This is a genomic window from Nostoc sphaeroides (assembly GCF_003443655.1).
Lineage (GTDB): Bacteria > Cyanobacteriota > Cyanobacteriia > Cyanobacteriales > Nostocaceae > Nostoc > Nostoc sphaeroides.
Map to the genome: position 1 here is coordinate 2,871,936 of NZ_CP031941.1, position 19,623 is coordinate 2,891,558.

Annotated in this window: 18 protein-coding genes; 5 read left to right on the forward strand and 13 right to left on the reverse strand. The window is 40.9% G+C overall.

Annotated features, from left to right (window positions below):
* Positions 1–139: 139 nt before the first annotated feature.
* On the forward strand, positions 140–997 hold the full coding sequence (locus D1367_RS12740) for a glycosyltransferase family 2 protein (RefSeq protein WP_118166787.1): 858 nt from the start codon (positions 140–142) through the stop codon (positions 995–997).
* Positions 998–1,064: 67 nt separating this feature from the next.
* Here the strand turns inward: D1367_RS12740 and D1367_RS12745 are convergent, their stop codons facing one another.
* The 6 genes from D1367_RS12745 to D1367_RS12770 all read right to left on the reverse strand — a co-directional run bounded on the left by D1367_RS12745 (position 1,065) and on the right by D1367_RS12770 (position 9,252).
* Positions 1,065–2,372 (reverse strand): CO2 hydration protein, encoded by a 1,308-nt coding sequence (locus tag D1367_RS12745; protein ID WP_118166788.1) that lies wholly within the window; start codon positions 2,370–2,372, stop codon positions 1,065–1,067.
* Between the two features lie 166 nt (positions 2,373–2,538).
* On the reverse strand, positions 2,539–4,035 hold the full coding sequence (locus tag D1367_RS12750; protein ID WP_118166789.1) for an NADH-quinone oxidoreductase subunit M: 1,497 nt from the start codon (positions 4,033–4,035) through the stop codon (positions 2,539–2,541).
* A gap of 141 nt (positions 4,036–4,176) precedes the next feature.
* On the reverse strand, positions 4,177–4,893 hold the full coding sequence (locus tag D1367_RS12755; protein WP_118166790.1) for a carbonic anhydrase: 717 nt from the start codon (positions 4,891–4,893) through the stop codon (positions 4,177–4,179).
* A gap of 51 nt (positions 4,894–4,944) precedes the next feature.
* On the reverse strand, positions 4,945–6,822 hold the full coding sequence (locus tag D1367_RS12760) for an NAD(P)H-quinone oxidoreductase subunit F (RefSeq protein WP_118166791.1): 1,878 nt from the start codon (positions 6,820–6,822) through the stop codon (positions 4,945–4,947).
* Positions 6,823–7,167: 345 nt separating this feature from the next.
* Complete coding sequence (locus D1367_RS12765; RefSeq protein WP_118166792.1) at positions 7,168–7,353, reverse strand: hypothetical protein; 186 nt, start codon at positions 7,351–7,353, stop codon at positions 7,168–7,170.
* Between the two features lie 915 nt (positions 7,354–8,268).
* Positions 8,269–9,252 carry a CHAD domain-containing protein gene (locus D1367_RS12770; protein ID WP_118166793.1) on the reverse strand — a complete coding sequence of 328 codons (984 nt, stop codon included), beginning with the start codon at positions 9,250–9,252 and terminating at the stop codon, positions 8,269–8,271.
* A gap of 431 nt (positions 9,253–9,683) precedes the next feature.
* Between D1367_RS12770 and D1367_RS12775 the strand changes: the two genes are divergently transcribed.
* Positions 9,684–10,751 carry a DUF3616 domain-containing protein gene (locus tag D1367_RS12775; RefSeq protein ID WP_118166794.1) on the forward strand — a complete coding sequence of 356 codons (1,068 nt, stop codon included), beginning with the start codon at positions 9,684–9,686 and terminating at the stop codon, positions 10,749–10,751.
* A 109-nt stretch (positions 10,752–10,860) separates the two neighbouring features.
* Here the strand turns inward: D1367_RS12775 and D1367_RS12780 are convergent, their stop codons facing one another.
* Complete coding sequence (locus D1367_RS12780) at positions 10,861–11,265, reverse strand: NIL domain-containing protein (RefSeq protein WP_118166795.1); 405 nt, start codon at positions 11,263–11,265, stop codon at positions 10,861–10,863.
* Positions 11,266–11,706: 441 nt separating this feature from the next.
* Here D1367_RS12780 and D1367_RS12785 point away from each other — a divergent pair, with 441 nt between their 5' ends.
* Together D1367_RS12785 and D1367_RS12790 are read left to right on the forward strand one after the other, a co-directional pair.
* The gene (locus D1367_RS12785) at positions 11,707–14,187 is read left to right on the forward strand and encodes an ATP-binding protein (RefSeq protein WP_118166796.1); all 2,481 of its coding nucleotides are present in this window, start codon (positions 11,707–11,709) and stop codon (positions 14,185–14,187) included.
* A gap of 43 nt (positions 14,188–14,230) precedes the next feature.
* Positions 14,231–14,614, forward strand: a complete 384-nt coding sequence (locus tag D1367_RS12790) for a response regulator (protein WP_118166797.1) — start codon at positions 14,231–14,233, stop codon at positions 14,612–14,614.
* 24 nt (positions 14,615–14,638) lie between these two features.
* Here the strand turns inward: D1367_RS12790 and D1367_RS31775 are convergent, their stop codons facing one another.
* The 4 genes from D1367_RS31775 to D1367_RS12805 are packed head-to-tail and all read right to left on the reverse strand — an operon-like array spanning position 14,639 to position 17,858.
* A complete protein-coding gene (locus tag D1367_RS31775; RefSeq protein ID WP_220451035.1) occupies positions 14,639–14,824 on the reverse strand; it encodes a hypothetical protein in 186 nt (61 codons plus the stop codon).
* 8 nt (positions 14,825–14,832) lie between these two features.
* Positions 14,833–15,540, reverse strand: coding sequence for an actin-binding WH2 domain-containing protein (locus D1367_RS12795; RefSeq protein WP_118166798.1), 708 nt, complete (start codon positions 15,538–15,540; stop codon positions 14,833–14,835).
* A 42-nt stretch (positions 15,541–15,582) separates the two neighbouring features.
* Positions 15,583–16,287 carry an actin-binding WH2 domain-containing protein gene (locus D1367_RS12800; RefSeq protein WP_118166799.1) on the reverse strand — a complete coding sequence of 235 codons (705 nt, stop codon included), beginning with the start codon at positions 16,285–16,287 and terminating at the stop codon, positions 15,583–15,585.
* A gap of 23 nt (positions 16,288–16,310) precedes the next feature.
* On the reverse strand, positions 16,311–17,858 hold the full coding sequence (locus D1367_RS12805; protein WP_118166800.1) for an FAD-dependent monooxygenase family protein: 1,548 nt from the start codon (positions 17,856–17,858) through the stop codon (positions 16,311–16,313).
* Between the two features lie 194 nt (positions 17,859–18,052).
* On the opposite strand from D1367_RS12805, the gene D1367_RS30780 reads away from it, so the two are divergent.
* The gene (locus D1367_RS30780; RefSeq protein WP_181985160.1) at positions 18,053–18,190 is read left to right on the forward strand and encodes a hypothetical protein; all 138 of its coding nucleotides are present in this window, start codon (positions 18,053–18,055) and stop codon (positions 18,188–18,190) included.
* A 241-nt stretch (positions 18,191–18,431) separates the two neighbouring features.
* Here the strand turns inward: D1367_RS30780 and D1367_RS12810 are convergent, their stop codons facing one another.
* Positions 18,432–18,806 carry a hypothetical protein gene (locus D1367_RS12810; protein WP_147337358.1) on the reverse strand — a complete coding sequence of 125 codons (375 nt, stop codon included), beginning with the start codon at positions 18,804–18,806 and terminating at the stop codon, positions 18,432–18,434.
* Between the two features lie 357 nt (positions 18,807–19,163).
* The gene (locus tag D1367_RS30785; protein WP_181985161.1) at positions 19,164–19,508 is read right to left on the reverse strand and encodes a coiled-coil domain-containing protein; all 345 of its coding nucleotides are present in this window, start codon (positions 19,506–19,508) and stop codon (positions 19,164–19,166) included.
* Between the last annotated feature and the right edge of the window lie 115 nt (positions 19,509–19,623).

The following is a 19,623-nucleotide window of genomic DNA, read 5'->3' on the forward strand; positions in this document are numbered from 1 at the left end:
CTACTTTTTTAAATATATTTTGCGTATTTTCACTGAATGAAATTGCGTTAGAAACTTGTGTAAATGGGGAACTATATGATTAGAGATCAATCGTTTAAATGATTCTTTTGTTTGGAATACCCACAAGAGGCGCTTGTTAATGATTAGTATAATTACAGCAGTTTATAACGGTGAGAAATTTATAGAATCTTGCCTTCAAGTTGTCATTGACCAAAACTGTTTAGAAGTCGAGCATATCATTGTCGATGGAGGTTCAAGCGACAAGACAGTAGACATTATTAAGGATAAAGCCAATCAATATCCCCACATTCGCTGGATTAGTGAAAAGGATCGAGGACAATCTGATGCTCTCAATAAAGGAATTGCTATGGCACAAGGAGAAATTATTGGTGTTTTAAATGTCGATGATTTTTATGAGATAAACGTTCTTAACCGCATCTGTGAAATTTTCAAAACTTTACCAGAGCCTAGCTTGATTGTTGGTAACTGTAATGTTTGTAATCTGGAAGGTAAACTAATTACTATTAATAAAGCTAAACAATTAAGGACGATTGATTTATTGTTAGAACGACGAATTAATGAAGATGGAATTATCGATGCTTCTTTTCCGTTAAATCCTTCTGCTTACTTTTACCACAAATCATTGCATCAGCAAATCGGACTATACAAAGTAGAAGAACATTATGCAATGGATGTAGATTTCCTTTTGAAAGCGGTTAGATCATCTCATGTTAAGTATTTCAATGAAACTTGGGGTAACTATAGATATTATCCAGGAACAAAAACATTTGATGATTCTGTAAGAGGAATGAGCCTAGTGCGAATAAGGCAATTATTTAATGATTATATCAAAACACTACCACTGATAGAACAATGGCAAATTTGGTTAGCTCGGAACATAAATTTTAGTTTATTAAAAATATTTTATTTTTCTAAGCATCCAGAACGATTACCTGAATCGATTAAGCAGCGATTAACTAAATATAGTCGAACCTGATAAAATTACTTTTTTGGGAAAAGAACTCTCAAAGCCCCCCAATTTATCGGGGGGTTGGGGGGATCTCTTATCTATAATCTTGCTTTTGAATACTCCCCAAACGAGCAGCATCACGAATATTGTAGTCAGAACGAGTAAAGCGATTTAGCTGCATTTCAAAAAAATCTCGATTGGCTTGTAAATGCTTGGGATTTTGGTCATCTAATGGATATAAAAGTGCAGTTCGCAAGGCTTGAATTACCGCAGAAGTGACACAGTACATTGAGCGTTGGAAACTGACTCCCAACTGAATCAACATATCTTCTTCACCCCGGCAATGTTTGCTGTAGTAATCAACAAGATATGGGGGCAAAAAATGCAACATATCTTGCATTAATAATGTCGGGGGAATGCCAGCAGTACCCACTGGAAATACATCGGCGTAAAGAATACCAAAGTGAAAGTCTTTCTGGTCTGCCGGTACTTGACGGGCTTGAGCATTATAAGATTTTGTCCCTCGGAAGGGTGCGGTGCGGTAGAAAACAGCTTCTACATAAGGTAATGCGGCTTCATATAGCCACATGAAACCCTTGGATTTGGGGATAATTTCGTAGCATTCGCCACGAATATAAACATGATGGTAAATCGGACGACCTGCGATCGCAAATATACCATTAACTAAGAAACTCATTGCCTCTGGGACGCTGCTAATGCTACCTTCATCATAGCGATCGGACATTTCAAAGAACACTGGGGCCATGACTTCCCAGAATAAGCCCAGATTAGCGTAGTATGACATCTGGCGGCACTGTTCCAAAAACATATCGGGGAACAGTTTGTAAAGCCCTAGCATTACCGGGTTTCCTTGAAAGTAAGCTTTAATTGCCCTGTCAGCGTTGGCTTTGTATTCTTCGGAATCTAGATAAGGGTCAAATTGTCCACCCATCCCTCTGTGCCACAACATCGCCCGCATACAAGCTTCCGCAAATTCCATGTTAATGCGATCGTGGAGCAAGTGATGCAACAATTTCGGCATTTTGAAAGTTTCACCCTTCTCGATAAATGCCAAAAGTTCTGGATGTGCAGTAGCTTCGCCGCGCCAAATTCGCAAATCGGCATCATCGCCAGCGTAATGATTATGCAGTTCTAAATACTCTTTGGGTAAGAAGTATTTGAAGAAGGGAAGCGGGTTTAAAAATTCGTTTTCGGCAATATAAAGTAGATCACGCCAGTAAAAGTCCATCGGCACAGCATAAGCTTTATATAAACCGATGATTTGCATCAAATTTTCTGGAGTATCGGGTAACATTGCACCGCCTGCTTCTAAGCGGTGAATTACATCGGCAAATTCGTGCGTTGAAGGAGGTAATTTAATTGCTGTTTTAATTGCTGTCATGGTAATTGTAAATTTGTAGAGACGCGATTTATCGCGTCTGGGGGATAGGTTTTGAGACGCGATAAATCGTGTCTGGTGGATAGGTTTGAGACGCGATAAATCGTGTCTGGTGGATAGGTTTGAGACGCGATAAATCGCCGTCTCTACAAGTGTTTTGATGTATTTTCTATTTCAGGGCTACTTCAGAGATTACGGTTTTTTCTAAGGAGGGAATTGCAGCTACCATTGTTGTAGTTGTGGATTCACTCCAACGTACCAACCAAGTGGGTTGTACTCCCAAAAAGATGATGAAAGCTGCCAAAATTAAAGCTGGTATTTTCTCAGACCAAAGGACTTTGGGATAGTAGGCTAAGTTATCGAGTCTGCCAAAACAGGTACGGTTGAGGAGAATGACAAAATAAACTGCGGTTAATCCACTAGCTACTACACACAAAATTGTCGGAATGGGAAAGGCAGAGAAACTACCTTGAAAGACGATAAATTCGGCGATGAATCCTGTTAAACCGGGAATACCTGCACTAGCCATTCCACTTAAAACTAGTAAGGCACTAATTAGAGGTAAGCCGCGGATGGGACTCATTAAACCATTGAGTTTATCTAATTCACGAGTGCCAACTTTGGCTTCTACGACTCCCACCAAGTGGAAGAGAATCGCCAGGATGATACCGTGGCTAAACATTTGGGCGACTGCACCAACGAGTGCTAGGGGGGTACTGGCGGCACCAGCTAGTAAGATGTAACCCATGTGACCGACGGAACTGTATGCTACCATGCGCTTGATATCTTTTTGAGCGATCGCAACTACTGCCCCATAGATAGCGCTGATTGCTCCCCAAATTGCTAAAGTTGGTGCAATAATACTCCAAGCATGGGGAAACATACCCAACCCAAATCGCAACAATCCATAAGTTCCCAGCTTTGCTAACACGCCACCGAGAAGAATGGCAATTGGTGCTGAAGCCTCAACGTAAGCATCGGGTAGCCAAGTATGGAAGGGAACTAAGGGAATTTTAATACCAAAACCTAGTACTATCCCTGCTAGTAAAAGAATTTGTTTTGCTATTGACAAGTTTTCTGTTGACACTGCATCAAAAGCAAAATTGGTGGAACCACTCAGCCACACCATACCCAAAAATGTTGCCAGAATTAATGCTCCTGAAACAGCAGTATAAATCAGGAATTTCATTCCAGCATAACCCCGTTTTTCCCCTCCCCAAATGGAAATTAGTAAATAGAAGGGGATTAATTCTAGTTCGTAGAATAGGAAGAATAGTAGTAAATTCTCTGCTAGAAAAGCACCTGCGACTCCTCCACTAACTAATAAAATCATGGAGTAAAACAGCCGGGGGCGTTCAGTTTCTTTACTACTGCTGTAAATAGAAATCCAGGTTAGCAGGCTATTTAATACCAACATTAATATAGAAAGCCCATCAACACCTATTTGATAGGTCAAGCCAAGGGTTTCGTTCCAGGGTAAATACTCTTTAAATTGCATCCCTGGATTGCTGATATCAAATTTTAGCAGGATAAAAAGGTTCCAGAAAATAACTATCCCAGAAAAAATTAATGCTGTTAAACGAATACGATGTTTAGGGAAACTTGCAGGTAATATTGCTATGAGAACAGCAGCGAAAATTGGGAGCCAAATCAAGACACTTAACATGGTAATTTGGGATTTTATGAAATTGGCAATTTAAAATTTGCGGTGTCCATATCCCCGACTTCTTTAAGAAGTCGGGGATCTAACTTTTTCCACAATTATGAGCATTTACAGGTGGAAACCGGAAACGAGATTTAAAAACAGCTAACTGACTACACTGATTTTTCCAGTATCTAAATCGTAATAACCACCAACTATTTTCAGCTTTTCTGCCTTGATTAACTCAGATAAAACTGACGATGATTTCAATTTTTCAACTTGCGCCAAAATATTTGCTTTACAAGCGTTTTCTAATTTATCTCCTGATTGCTCTTTTGAACTTTCTACACTTGGTTTAATTGCCTCAAGCAAACTTCCAATTTGCCCTGGTACTTGAGCGCCTTTGATTGCAGCATCTACTGCACCACATCTTTCATGTCCCACCACTATAATCACTTTAGAGCCTAATACTAAACTGCCAAATTCTAGGCTACCAATTTCTTCTCGCGTAGCAATATTACCAGCTACACGGCAGACAAATAAATCTCCAAGTCCTTGGTCAAAAACAATCTCTGAAGGCACTCGTGAATCTGCACAGCCGAGAATAGAAGCAAAGGGCTTTTGTCCTTTAGCAACTTCCACTAAACGTGAACGGGTTTGGTTAGGATTGCGACGTTTTGCTTTGACAAATCTTTCATTACCTTCTAATAATTCTTGCAATGCCTTGTCGGGGGTAATCTCATCTTCTGCTGGGGCTTTTTTTTCGGCTGCAAGTAAGTTTGAGCTAAGTCCGGCTGTCAATACACCTGTACCGATCGCACCTGCACCAAACTTGAATAAACTTCTTCTGGAAAGATTGAACTGGCGATGTTGTCTGCTCATGGGATTCTTCTCAAAATATTAAACTGTTAACTTTTAGTAGGATAATTACTGCTATCCAAGTGTCGAAATTTGAAAAACCAAATTTAAAAACTGGATTCCCCAAAATGGCCAAGTTACCCACATACCTAAAACACCTACTCCTAAAAGAACGGTTAAGGCATAAAACTGGGTTTGTCCAGAGGTGCTGTATTTAAGACCTTCGCCGCCTAATAGCGAAAATAAACCAACGAAATTAACGATACCATCGACTACAAAGCGGTCAATCATATCGGCAAGTTGGGAAATTTTGGCAACTCCAAAAATTATGGTCATTTTATAGAGTTTGGGGGTGTAAAAGTCGTATGCGATTAAGTCTTGTAAACCTTGCCAAGGGAGGCGAATCGGTTTAGGAATATTGCTGAAATAAATCACGCCAGTTATACTGCAACCGAAAATACTCGACCAAATTAAAAGCAGTGCTATATCTTTATTGAGAGTTGCCCAATCGGGTAAAAGTGATAAGCTTTGCAACACTAAAGGAAGATGTAGACTAACACCAATTAAAATCATCATTGGCAGAATCATCGGCCAGTGTGCTTCAGGCGATCGCTGACTCATTTGTCTAGGTTTTCCGCCAAAAATTAAACCGAATTCTCTGGTTAAACTCACGGCTGTTAAAGCATTTACGGCTATCACTACTCCCACTAACCAAGGTTGGGTTTCCCACAAGCTATCTGCTAGTTTCACTAACGCCCAAAAGCTACCCAAGGGAGGAAAACCAATTAATCCCAAAGTCCCGACGATAAAGGCTATTGCTGAAATTGGGCGACGTGTCCACAATCCGCCTAATTGGGTTACGTCTTGGGTGATGCTATTCCAGATAATTCCGCCAGTACTCATTACTAATAGGGCTGCGGATATCGCATGGGTGAGTACTAACAATAGCGCCGTTTCGTATTGTTGCGTTCCTACGGCGATGAATACTAAACCCATGTAGGCACTGACAGAATAGGATTGGCAGCGTTTAAGATCAATTTGAGCGATCGCAATTAACGAAGCACCCAACGCTGTCACTACCCCAATTCCCACCATCGCCGATGAAACTACGGGCGAAATGGTTAACACTGGTTGCAATTTAATCAGCACCCATGCACCACTAGCTACTACTACCGAATTCCGCAAAATCGTACTGGGAACAGGGCCTTCCATCGCTTCATCCAACCACAGATGCAGGGGGAACTGGGCACATTTACCCATTGGCCCAGCAATTAAGGCTAAACCTACCAGTGTCATTGTTGTCGGGTTGACGTTAGCAGTAGCCGCCCACTTGGCTAGTTCTGGATAACTCCAAGTTCCGGCTAAGGGCCATAATGCCAACACGCCCATTAGTAAGAATAAGTCTCCTACCCGCTTAGTTAAGAAAGCATCTCTAGCACCTGAGACTACTAACGGCTGGCTAAACCATAAGCCGACTAGTAGGTAGGTTCCCAGCGTCAGGACTTCCAAAATTACATAGCTGAAGAACAAGTTATTACACAGAACAAGGGCACATAGTCCCGCTTCAAATAATCCTAATAAGGAATAGAAGCGTCCCCAACCCCAATCCATTTCCATGTAACCGATCGCATAAATCTGCGCCAGCAAATTTAAGCCAGCAATCACAACCAAAGCGCCGACACTCACCGAGGATATTTCTAAAGCAATGGTGAGGTCTAAACCAGCTGTAGATAACCAAGGAATAAATACTTCTTGGGCTGGCTGATTCCAAGTTGCTTGTAACGCGATCGCACTATGTACAAACGCCAAAAATGTCATTACCAAATTTACATAACCCGCCGGTCTTGGCCCCGTGTTCCGAATGATCCCTGGCGACCAAGGTACGGCTAACAAGCCACCTATTAAGGCATAGCACGGAACTAGCCATACAGTCTCAAGTAGAAACTGAGCCATTAACTTACCTCTATCTTGTCATTAAAAATTTAGGGTTTTAAGTCAACTCGCGTTGATCCCTGTTAACCCAGAGATGTCTACGATGGGCTATTGGCGTCGCAGATGAGACAAATTTATCTTTATTTAATTTTCTTAGAAACAGCTTACCGTTATATTTGTCAAAATGGAATTAATTTATCTAAACAAATTTGAGATAAATACTCTAAATAAATCTTATACAATAGACTATTTGATTAATGAATAATAGCTATTGCTTTTTATCTATTCATCATGAGTTTTTACTTATTGACATAAATGATAAAAGACGCAAAGGACTTGCGCCTCTGCAATTCAGCTAAATGTGATTCACGCTTCGGTAATTTTGTCAACCTGCGATAAAACAGAAATAATCGCAGGTGCTTGGTCAAATTGGCTGATGGGGGCGGGTTTCATGTCCCGATAGTCGAGGAGTTGGACTAAGATGAGGTAGGCGATCGCTAAAATGATCGAAATCGCCCCTGTAAGAATGGCAATTATTTTCGAGCGGTTCATTCGTAGTTCCTGTAATGCAAGTTATTGTGCTGTGTCTATATCCACATTAATACTTGAGACACAAACCACACACTTAGCGATCGTTTTCGCAAATGCTTATAGTGGTTGTCATTCAGATGCGGTACAAGATTTATCGCAAGGTGTAGGGGCAAGTGTTTGCCCCCAGGTGTCAACTTAAGCTTCAAATCTCGTTTCCAGTCTCTGGCTGGAAATGCTGATCGTTGGGCTGCTGCCGCTAGAAAGAGAGGCGGAGCCTCTTAGTAGGCATTCCCAGTCTCTGACTGGGAACGAGGCAATCGAGCAAAGCTCTGTCTAGGCTGGCTTTCGCGTTAAAGTAAGTTACATCAGCAGGTGTAGGGGCACGGCAGTGTCCATACGTGTCAACTTAACGTAAAAGCCGTGTCCCGCAAGGAACTGAAGTTCCAAGAATAATAGCTAAAGTCTACTGAAGTAGACTAAATATTCCTAAAAATCTTTAGTCTACTTCAGTAGACTTTAGCTATTAGCCCTGAAATTTATTTCTGGGCGGGCGTGGAAGCCAACAGATAAGAGATTTTTAAGCTGTTCCACATTTAAATTGCATAATTATGGCGGGCAAGATGCCCACCCCACAAGAGTTATATAAATTTTAAATATGCATTAAATGCCGATTAGCTTATTCAATTAGACATCTGGTGAAATTAAATATGCGTTACCCAGAACCCTTGTTTTGACGTAGCACTGCTACGTCAAAACAATTCTTTTCGGAGATGTCTATTATCTACTCGTTATTCCAATCCTTTCCCAATAATACCAATTTAATGTGAAGCTGCACTAAATGAGTAACTCTCTATTCTTCTTGGCGCTCTTGGCGTTCTTGGCGGTTCGTTTAATATTCTGTGCATCTTCATACAGAATTGGTATAAAGAGAAACTTTTAACTTAGTACTCCAGAAAGCGGGTGCAGTATTGTTAAATGAAAGCTATGCTTAGTTTCAACTTTCAGATACCGTTCTTGCAAGGGTTGCCACTTCTGCCACGACTGGTAACGATTTTCAGTTAACAAAGTAGCAAGGGTAGGCAACTCAGTCTTAATTTCTGACTTGAAGACATCTGTAAGCCAGTCAGTTAAGACAGCACTATCTTGCATCGTACCTAAAATTTCTTGGATATTTTTCACTTCTGTAAGATAAGCTGCGTAAGACTCACCATATAAGTCACTAAATAACTCCATCTGGTAGCGTAGACGTTTAGCTTCTTTTCGCAAACTATGAATAATTTCGCCTTCTGTTGTTAATTGTTTTTCTATCTTTTCTGGTTTCCAGTCTTTCTGGATTATCACTTCTGATTCTACAAATTTCGTGCCAACTAGCCAACCTGGATGTAGTAAGAAGTTACTGACTTCTGGGAACAGTAAATCTGGTAGTATTTGCTGAATTGTAAAAGATGCCAAAGGTTGATAACTGGGTTTCTCTAACCACTTGTCTAATGCATCTTTTAAAGACTTGTAACATTCATCTTTTAACGTTTTCTGTACACTCAATAGTACATCTTGACGTTGTTTTGCCAAAGCGTTGAAAGCTGTTTTTAGAGATTCTTGCTCTTTGCACGGTAAGTTTGGTTTGTAATCGTTTTCTAAACTTTCTTTGAGTACGTCTAAATCTCTCAAATTACCAAGACGACGGGCTATTTTACCAATATTTTTATCGCTGACTGGTTTTGGTACATCCACCGCTAGCCCAAAGCTAGTTACAGTTGTTCGTAAGCGACGCATTCCCACTCGCATTTGGTGTAACGCTTCTGGATCTTCATCTTTCTTTACTGATTTTTCCCACTTCAAGGTTTTTTTAAAGTGTTTTTCAATCCCTTGGTAGGCGTAGTCCCCTAGAGTTTTTACCGTGTTTTGTGTGGCTAGTTTCATAATTGATCTTAAATGACATTACCTGATGAGGTTATTGAATAATAACATTAGTTAAAACCTTGTATCTAGTTTTGATATTATTATTCAATAAGTGTTATCAAGTATGGTAATCAGCATTAATACTTGCATCCTCTTTAAGAAACATCTAATATCTATCAAAGGTCTAAAGCAATACGGTTCGGTTAAGGCAAGAGACGCGATAAATCGCCGTCTCTACAGAGGAATGATTATTGTAAAGACATCGATTTATCGCGTCTTTGCGATTAGCGGCGTGTCATTAAAAAACCTTATCCGAACCGTATTGAGGTCTAAAGAGCAGATTTACCATAATGATTTCATGTATACGATAGCTTTTACAAATATTTGGTATAATTGTATGATATTAAATCATCTATTATAACATAATTAACCTTTATTTCTGAAATCAAAAAATGCCAAACTCAAATTTGCTTAATCAAGTTTTCTTAACTTTTGTAGATAACTTTAAAGAACATAGAGAAGACTTATCAGCGCTGCTCCTAACACACCAAAAATATTTATGGTTGGGGTCAGATGAAACCTCAACTATTGAACGTCTATCTTTGGTTGATACTGATAAATTTACAGATCATCAACAATTTAGGGTAGCAGAATTTATCAACTTACCTGCGCCAGAAGACCAAGAAATTGATATAGAAGGACTTGCTTACACAGATGATTACTTATGGTTTGTTGGTTCTCATAGTTACAAACGCAAAAAACCGAAACCTGATAAAACCGATGCACAAAACTTTAAAAGGCTGACCAAAATTGAATCAGAACCCAACCGTTACCTTTTAGGACGGATTCCTTTGATAGATGGTAAGTTATTCTCATCTTGCCCACATCCCCAAAACCCAGATGTGCAATTGAGTGCCGCTAAACTAGAGGTGACGAACCAAGGTAATTTGCTTCTTACTGCTTTAGCAGATGACGCCCATTTAGGCTTATTTATCAAGGCTGGAACTGCGGGAAAAGATAACGGCTTTGATATTGAAGGAATAGGCATTTATCAAAACCGGATTTTTTTGGGTTTGCGTGGCCCTGTATTGCGGGGTTGGGCTGTTATTCTGGAAATTGAGTTAGAAGATTCTAGCCCTGGAATTCTGAAACTACGGCAAATTGGAGAAGCGAAGGAGTTATATAAAAAGCATTTTATCTGGTTGAATGGTTTGGGAATTCGGGATTTGTGTGTAGATGGAAATGATTTGTTGATTTTAGCTGGGCCAACGATGGATTTAGATGGGCCCGTGCAAGTTTATCGCTGGATAAATGGCGTTAACTTGCGAGAAAATGTCTTTAGCAATCCAGATTTTGTCCAAGATATTCCCTATGGAAATCGGCAAGATCATGCTGAGGGAATGACGCTGTTTCAGGATGTTGCTGGCATACCTTCGCTATTGGTAGTTTATGACTCTCCAGCAACAACTAGACTGGTGGGTGATAGTGGTGTAATAGCGGATGTGTTTAAGCTAGGATAATATGAATTTTGGATTTTAGACTTCGGCTCCTTTCGGCTTCGCTCAAGGCAAGTCGCTCAGTCGAACGATTTTGGACTTCGACTTCGCTCAGTCGAACGATTTTGGATTATTAAAGGTTAGTGGAGATTGCTTGTACCGGACAGGTGGGGATACACTGTTCGCAGACGATACAACGCGATCGCGTGAATGTGAGTTTGTATGTCTCTGGGTGGAGGGTAAGGGCTTCGGTAGGACAAACCCCAGTACACAAGCCACAGTGGACACACACATCCTCGTCGATCGCAATTTCGCCTAAGGTATGAGAAACATTAACATGGCGCGATCGCATCCACTCGATCGCCGCATCTAATTGATCGATATCTCCCAATAGTTCCACTACCAGTTTGCCAATTTGATTTGGGGCAACTTGGGCACGGATAATATTGGCGGCAACGTTGAACTCTTTGGCCAGTACGTAAGTGACTGGCATTTGTACGGCGCGTTTCGGGAAGGTAAGGGTTACTCGTTTTTTCACAGGATGTTAGTAGAGGGGTTTTTCTTTAAACTATAGCAATCCATGCAGGAGTGATGAACCAAAGGATCACCGACTTTTTCAAGAAGTCGGGGATATAAACCTCTCTACCAGTAAAATCTTGTAAGTAAGGTAGTATAAACTTAGCGTCTATAAAATGTTTACCATAATACCACTTACTCCGAAGCAGATAGTCATAAAAATCCGATTATAAATTAATCAATATTGATATTTATTAATGAGTATGAACCGTAAATATAGAATTTTTGGAAGATGCTTTAAAATTAAAAATTAACATCGGACTAATTTTGTCATTTACAGCGCTTTTCAAGTAATTGAATTACACTACTTACGGTCTAAACCTTGGTCTAAATACCTCAAAATTACTGTAGGTTTTTTTGCTTGTTATATTTTGTATATATTTTAATTTGGAAATCTTTTAACATGAAAATATTAGTTGTAGAAGATGACGAATTAAATGCTTATGCACTCACTGCCGTTTTGACTAACCAAAACTATGCGGTTGAAGTTGCCACTGATGGTGATGTAGCTTGGGATCTGATTCAAACTTACGATTATGATTTAATCCTCCTGGATGTAATGTTACCCAAGCTGGATGGCATTAGTCTTTGCCGTAAAATCCGGTCTAGTGGTCTGCAAATGCCAATATTGTTATTGACAGGGCGCGATAGTAGTCATGATAAAGCGATCGGGTTAGATGCAGGCGCAGATGACTATGTAGTTAAACCCTTTGACCAAGAGGAGTTAATTGCTCGGATTAGAGCGCTGTTGCGTCGCCAAGTTGTAACCTCGCAACCTGTGCTGGAGTATGGTCAGTTGCGACTAGACCCTAGTAGCTGTGAAGTTAGCTATGCTGGCAATCTGTTGCCACTTACCCCAAAAGAGTTTGCTCTGTTAGAACTATTCTTGCGAAATAATCACCGGGTGTTTAGCTGCGACATGATTTTAGAACATCTTTGGTCTTATCAAGATACTCCACAAGAAGAAGCTGTTCGCACTCATATCAAAGGGTTACGACACAAACTCAAAGCTGTAGGAGCTAACAGTGATTTTGTTGAAACAGTTTATGGTATCGGCTATCGTCTAAAACAACTGGAAGAGGGAGTAGGGAATAGGGAGCAGGGGGAAAATTCCTCTCCTCTGCACCCTTCACCCTGCCCCTCTGCCTCTTCTCCTTCCCAGGTTCCAAATCTGCAATCACAGCAGCAAGCATTAATGGCAGTTGCAGAAATTTGGCAACGATTTCAAGGGCGGGTGGATGAGCAGGTGAAGGTGCTAGAGGAAGCGATCGCAATTTTAAATCAAAATAGTTTAAATGCTGAATTGCTCTCCCTTGCAGCCAGAGAAGCGCATACCTTAGCAGGATCTTTAGGTACTTTTGGCTTGCTTCTTGGCTCAAAATTGGCACGCAATATCGAATTGCTACTGAGTTCTGGTCAAAGCTTGAGTAAATTTGAAATTAGCAACCTCGCAAGTTGGGTAAAGTTATTGCGTCGGGAAATTGAGGGAAACGACGCAGCAGCAATATCTGCATTACCAACGCCACAGGTATTAACAACGGTGACGCAACCGCCGCAAAATCACCCCCATGCAGGAGCAGGGGGAGATGAGGAAGTAAGGGGAGATGAGGGAGCAGGGGAAGATAGGGAAGTAAATTCTCCCTTATCTCTCAATTTACAAGCCATCAACGAACTGGAACTGAGGGTAGCAGAGCGCACTGCTGAGTTAATTACGCTGAATCGACAGTTGCAGTCACAACTAGATGAGCGTCAGCAGACACAGGAAGAACTACGATTCTCTGAAGCCCGATTTGCCCGGATTTTAGATATTGCTGATGATGCAATTATTTCCATCAATGGATTCCAAAGCATCACCTTATTTAATCAAGGAGCAGAAAAAATTTTCGGCTACTCTGCCCAAGAAGTGATTGGCCAGGATCTTGATGTACTCTTACCACAGCGCTTTTTCCAAATGCATCGTCAACATGTGGTTGACTTTGGTCAATCTCCCAATATTGCCCGCCGGATGGGAGAACGGCGTGAAATCTATGGTCGCCGCAAGGATGGTACTGAATTTACAGCAGAGGCTTCTATCTCTAAAATTGACATGGTTAAGGAAATATTTTATACAGTTATATTGCGGGATATCACAGAGCGTAAGCAAATTGAACGGATGAAAGATGAGTTTGTCTCCGTTGTTAGTCATGAACTCCGTACTCCTTTAACTTCGATTCATGGCTCTCTAGGAATGCTAGCCAGTGGTTTGCTACCCACAGACTCAGAGCAGGGAAAACGCCTGCTGCAAATTGCGACTGAAAGCACCGAACGCTTAGTACGCTTAATCAACGATATCTTAGACATCGAGCGGATTGAGTCGGGTAAGGCGAAGATGGAACCAGAAATCTGCAATATCGTTGATTTGATCGCTCAAGCAGTAAATGTCATGCAGCCTCTAGCTGACAAAGCTGGAGTGACGCTATCTATTTCTGCCTTATCCGGTCAAGTATTAGCAGATTGCGATCGCATTATCCAAACCTTGACCAATCTACTGAGTAACGCCATTAAATTTTCGTCTGCTGGATCTACGGTTTGGTTGGGGGCGCAACAACAAGGGGATGAAGTTTTGTTGACAGTCAAAGATAACGGACGCGGTATCCCATCTGACAAACTTGAGAGTATCTTTGAGCGCTTTCAACAAGTTGACTCCTCAGATTCACGCAACCATGATGGTACTGGTTTAGGTTTGGCAATTTGTAAGAGCATTATGCAACAGCACGGCGGACGCATCTGGGTTGAAAGTGTATTGGGGCAAGGTAGCACTTTTTACCTCACTCTGCCATTGTTTGGGACTTTTCAAAATCCTGATTTAGAAAACTCTTCAAACATTCGTGTAAATAAGAGTTGAACTAACTAAGTTTAGGTAAGTTTTTTAGAGCAGGATAGCAGTAATGACAACAAAGCAAATTCTAGTGGTTGATAACGAGCAGTATATTCAAGAAGTTGCCAAGATTTGCTTGGAAACAGTTGCAGGCTGGAAAGTTGAAACAGCGAGTTCTGGTGAAGAGGGCATAATAAAAGCCGGGACTTACCAACCAGATACGATTTTACTAGATGTGATGATGCCAGATATGGATGGTATTGCTACCTTTGAAAAGTTACAAGCTAATCCCTTAACCAAAGCGATTCCGGTGATTTTGTTAACTGCCAAAATCCAGGCTTCCGATCGCCGTCGCTATAACCAGATGGGAATAATTAGTGCGATCGCTAAACCATTCAATCCTCTAGAATTAGCGACTGAAGTAGCAATCGCGCTGGGCTGGAGTCTACAGTAAGCTGGTAAGGGACGCCCACAAGTGTCAACTTAAGCTAAAAGCCTTTTCAAATCTCGTTTCCAGCCAGAGTCGGGAAATGCAACTCAAAAGCGGCTCTGTCGCCTCCCTCTCTGGCGGTAGAGCCGCCAGGATGGCATTCCCTGTCTGAGCAGGCGAACGAGACAACGAAGAAAGACAATATCTAAAAGCTGGTTTTAGGCTTGCTTTCACACCTTAGATTAACGCAAACCTAAAATTTCAGAAATCGCCGCTACAATATCCAGATAAAAGTTGCCTTTCACTGCCCGAAACAACTCAAATTTAGAGTCAGGCGCACCAAAAAACGGTCTGAGGAACCATCCTAACTGCATACCAACAAAGGCATAAAGTAATAACCAGGATCTTAAAATAGTGGTGCGGGTTTTTTTGCCTACTTCATCTTGTTGAGAAAGTAATTGCATTCCTTCATAAAGGAACTTAACGCCAAAGATGCCTGTAATACCAAAAATTAATACATTCAACAGTTTAAAAAATTGATAAGAATCGGGTGTAGTGATCAGAAAAAATAGCGTAACTGGTGCCAAACTGAATAAAAGCACACTAATCACTGATACAGATGTGAGCAATACAACGAAATGCTGTTGAATACTGCTCCGCGAACCAAAGAAAACATTAAAAAAGAACAAAGTCGGGAAACAAATAATCAGTGTTAATAAATAAAAGGCTGGGAGTTTGATAGCACCAGATAATGCCTGTGCCCAACTGTTAGATGCACCGATAATTGCTCCATAGATAGCAAAGAAAATTGAACTAGTTACAAATAGAGAACTGATTTTATTTTGTAATCTTACTCCCTGACGAATTTCTTCTAAGAATGACTGGCGATCGCGTAATAAATTAACCAAAACACCAAATTGCTGAATCCCGAACTTTTCCTTGTGCCGCATATTTTTATATGTTTGATATTTTTTGTAATTACTAATGATTAATTAACGGATTCCCAAAAGATAGCTAATAGCTTGAATCACACTCAAATAGAAATTACCTTCTCTTTCGCGGAATAGTTGAAAAGCAGAATCAGGTGTGCCAAAAAATGGTCTGAGAGTCCATCCTAATTGACTACCTACGAAAGCATAAAGAAATAACCAAAATTTTAAAATTTTCTGGCGTGTCTTACTACCTTCATTATCTTGTTCTAAAACTAAACTTGTGGCTTGATATAAAGACGAAACACCAATAAATCCAGTTAATGCAAAGATGAATACATTTAACAGAATTAAAAATTGGTAGTTATTGGTGGTAATTAAAAAAAACAGTGTGATTGGTGCAAAACTGAATAAAAGTACACTCGTAACTGAAACAGCAGTCAGCACTAATGCTAAATGCTGTCCAAAAGTCCGCTTTGAACCAAAAATAACGTTAGCAAAGTACAACGTTGGAATACAAATCAGGAGTGTGATTAAATAAAGGGCTGGGAGTTTAATGGCGGAAGATATAGCTTGCATCCAGCTATGGTATGCACCAATGATTCCGCCATAAGCTGCGATGAATAAGGAACTGCAAACTAGTAGAGAAATAATTTTATTTGGTAATCTGATACCTTGGCGAACTTCCTCTAGAAATCCTTGGCGATCGCGCAGGAATCCAATCAGCACTGCAAAGTATTTGATTCCTAAAGATTTGCGTTCAATCATGTTATCCTCACACAGCTAAAATTCTAAGTTTCATCTGAGTAATCACCGCCAGAACCATACTTCCAGGCATCAATCAAACGATGCCAATAATATTGTTGTTCTGTTGGTTGATTCTTAATCCATGTTTCTAGCATTGGACTTAACCAAAACAAGGCAGTGTATACACCTAAATTACTGTAATGTAACATCCAATCTAACAAACTTGCCAAACCTACTTGCGGAATTATCTTGGCAACTAATAGAGGATGATCTAAACCAGTTTTTAACAGTGTTTGCGTTAATGCCGAAAACTGCACTATATCCTGTAAAAATGGTTTTAGCACTGGTGTACCAAACTGTTGCATTTCCTGAAATACTGCCGAGAGGAGTTGGTTAATTTGATCTGGGGCAATTTTCTGATTGACACCAACACTCATCGCCCTTTGAAACAACCAGGTAACAGTCAAACTTGGCTGATAGGGTTGCAGTAGTGCTAAAGCTTTTGCAGATAATTGTTCTGTTTCCAGCGCTTCGTAAATGCCAAACGTTAAACGCTTCAGATGACGTACCATTGCCCCAAAACCACCAAAACTCAAGGGAGATTGACTACCACTGCTATCTCCGGCTGTTAAAATGCGACTCCAAGGGGTTTTGATGGGGCTTTGGCGATAAGTGGGAAAGAAACCAAATAGCGATCGCTGAAATTTCAGTTTACTCAACTCCACTCCCTGATATTCTGGTAATAGACGCAGATATTCTTCAAATAAAGCTTCTAAAGTTAAACGTTGGGGATGTGCATCCATATAAGTAAACAAGTAAGTTGTTCTGCCATCCCTAGCTGGAAAAGCCTCCCAGAAGTACTGACATTGATTCTGCAAAGGTGTAAATGATAATATTAAATCGCCTGAGTTATTTTCGGGAAAACCTTGGGCGCAACTTCCTACAACTAAGCATAGTGCTTCTGGTTTTTTGCCTTGGCGTGCTTGTTGAGTGATGGGTGAAAGATGTCCCATTGCGTCGATTAACAACCGAGTTTTGAATTGGTTATTTACCATCACCCCATCTGGATGAACCACTGCTTCAGTAAAGGGTGTGTTTTCTAATAACTTTCCACCTGCGGTGAGAAATCGGGTTTTCAAAGTAGCTAATAGATAAACTGGATCTACGCCAATATTCAAAACATCCTCTACCCAAACTTCTGTACCGCCATCAAAACTAACTCGCGCTGGGTTATATTGAGTGGCGATCGCACTCTCTAATTCTTCCTCAGTCAGCAAGTTTAATTCCACAAATACATCTAATTCTTTGCGAGAAATATTCCACTCTTGTTCCCTTCCCCGCAAAATACCCCGTTCCATCAACGCCACCCGCAGTCCCTTCACCGCTAAGGCGCAACCAATTAAAATGCCCAAGGTGCCACCGCAGATAAGCACATCGAAATCTGCAACGCCTAAAGACTGTTGACTTTCTTTAACTAACGTTGGTACTGGTGCGGTGTTTTCGCGCACAGATGTTAAGATGCGATCGCTTTGGCGTAACCCTGCTAAAACATCGCCGGGTAATTGGGAAAGAATTTCTTCAGTTAAAGACATTTTGGAAAAACTCAACTCTACATTCCCAAGCTACCTGAGAATGAAGAAAGTATTTTACCCCACCCTAACCCTCCCCTTATAAAGGGGAGGGAACTGGATTTCCGGTTTCCCCCCTTTATAAGGGGGAATTAAGGGGGGTAATTCGACACCGTAGTTACTGAGGGAAGGCAATACCGTTCGGATAAGGTTTTTTCATGACAGACCCTAGATACAAAGACGCGATAAATCGCCGTCTTTACAATAAGTCCTTTGTAGAGACGGCGATTTATCGCGTCTCTTGCCTTAACCGAACCGTATTGCAACCGGAGGGGTTCGCGGGGTCGTTCGGATAAGATCCCCCCGCCTTTGGCGACCCCCTTAAAAAGGGGGTAGAAGAAATTAAGCCCCCCTTTTTAAGGGGGGTTGGGGGGATCTCCGACGAATAAACACGTTAACCGAACTGTATTGGGTCGGGTTCTTCGAGTTTAATAAGTAATTAAGCGGACATGATATCAAGGCAATAAAATTCGCCGCTACACAAACGAACTCCGCCTTCGCCCATTAATTTTTAAGCGTTGGGACAGATGGAGTAAATCAGTTCACTTTTTTCCAAGTGTCAATAACTACTGCACCTGGAATGGTTGCGATCAAAAAGACTTCCTTGCCACCATCAACAATGATACCGCTATAAGTATCACCATTTAATACTATCTGCACCGTACAATCTTGTTTAACACTATAGGTTCCTGAAGCTGTTTCGTTTTTAGTTACAGTATTGTTAACGCTATAAGTAGATGTTGCTTGAAAATTTCCCCTTCCATCAAGCTTAACTAAACCAACTTGAGCTAGAGGCCATTCTACGATCATCCCAGTGGCTTTAGTTCCGTAGCTACCTTTTATGGTTGCATTATTACAAGAAGGCGTAGCTTGGGCGTTCACCTTTTGAGAGATAGCATCTGAAATGGTCAATGCTGACACACTACCAATTATTAACGTCGTAAAAAAGCCCTGGATTTTAAAGTTCATCATATTCCTGAAATCAACACCCTCTTGCGTAAATATAGACACTAGAAGATTACTATTGAATGACTTAACTTGTAAATCACACTAGAAAGTAAAATTTTTTACACGAAAATTATTTGCACCCACAAGTTTTTTCCCACGTTTGAAGTTGCCTCGTCGGAGATTTTGAACAAAACCTCACCCTGGTTCGTGTCGGACTTTTCACGTTATGTGGAAAAGTCCACCAAAAACCTAACCCCCTAACCCCCTTCCCGACACTCTAAGGGAAAAAATTCAAAGTCTCTCTCCTTTTAGGAGAGAGATTTAGAGAGAGGTTTTCCACATCCCGTCAAAAGTCAGGTTGAGCGATCGCATTTGCTTGTTGAGCGATCGCATTTGCTTGTTGAGCGATCGCATTTGCTTGTTGAGCGATCGCATTTGCTTGTTGAGCGACAGCATTTGCTTGTTGAGCGATCGCATTTGCTTGTTGAGCGATCGCATTTGCTTGTTGAGCGATCGCATTTGCTTGTTGAGCGATCGCATTTGCTTGTTGAGCGATCGCATTTGCTTGTTGAGCGACAGCATTTGCTTGTTGAGCGACAGCATTTGCTTGTTGAGCAACAGCATTTGCTTGTTGAGCAACAGCATTTGCTTGTTGAGCAACAGCATTTGCTTGTTTGGAAGTAGGTACGGTACTACTACTGGATACAAAGGCTGCTCTAATGTGTTGTCAGAGTGGCTAAGTTGTATGTAAATTCAAGCAGCAGCTAAGATAAAGGTTTAT